Source organism: Leucobacter chromiiresistens, from assembly GCF_001477055.1.
Classification (GTDB): Bacteria; Actinomycetota; Actinomycetes; order Actinomycetales; family Microbacteriaceae; genus Leucobacter; species Leucobacter chromiiresistens_A.
Genome location: NZ_LDRK01000162.1, coordinates 1 through 626, shown reverse-complemented (window position 1 = coordinate 626; position 626 = coordinate 1). Strand labels below are relative to the sequence as shown.

The 626-nt window shown below is 67.4% G+C and carries 1 protein-coding gene and 1 pseudogene; one reads left to right on the top strand and one right to left on the bottom strand.

Going from position 1 to position 626, the window contains the following annotated elements:
• Positions 1-218 (bottom strand): annotated as a pseudogene (locus tag NS354_RS12820) (alpha/beta hydrolase); the annotation flags it as partial.
• 80 nt (positions 219-298) lie between these two features.
• On the opposite strand from NS354_RS12820, the gene NS354_RS12815 reads away from it, so the two are divergent.
• The coding region (locus NS354_RS12815) for a ribonuclease H family protein (RefSeq protein ID WP_193750787.1) at positions 299-626 on the top strand (328 nt) is incomplete at its 3' end.

Sequence of the window (626 nt, the reverse complement as noted above, 5' to 3'; positions counted from 1 at the left end):
TCGGCGAGCTCGGGCAGGCGATTCGCCGCCTTCCTCAGAATATGCGACTCCATGAATCCGCCGGCGGTGGGCAGCGGGTGCAGCGTCACGAGCGTGGCCTGCGGCTCCCGGTCGAGCGGCATCGCCAGCTCGCCGTAGAGGGTGAGACCGTCCGCCGTGCGCAGTTCGATGTCCTCTCGCCGCGACCGCAGCACAGTATTACTCGAGATCTCCACCATCGTCCGCATCCTCCGCTTCGCTCCAGCCGACCCGACCAGCCTATCCGGAGACCGGCGCCGGCTCTGGCAGGATGGACTCCATGGCACTCACTGCAGCAGCTGACGGCTCAGCACTCGGCAATCCCGGACCGGCGGGGTGGGCCTGGTACGTCGACGACGATCAGTGGCGAGCCGGCGGATGGCCGCGCGCCACCAACAACCAGGGCGAGCTGATGGCGGTGCTCGACCTGCTGCTCGCTACAGAGGATCGTGCCGATGAATCGTTGCGCATCCTGTGCGACAGCCAGTACGTGATCAATTCCGTGACGCAGTGGATGGCGGGGTGGAAGCGCAGAGGCTGGCGGAAGGCCGACGGCAAGCCGGTGCTCAACCGCGAACTGCTCGAGCGCCTGGATGCGGCGATCGCCG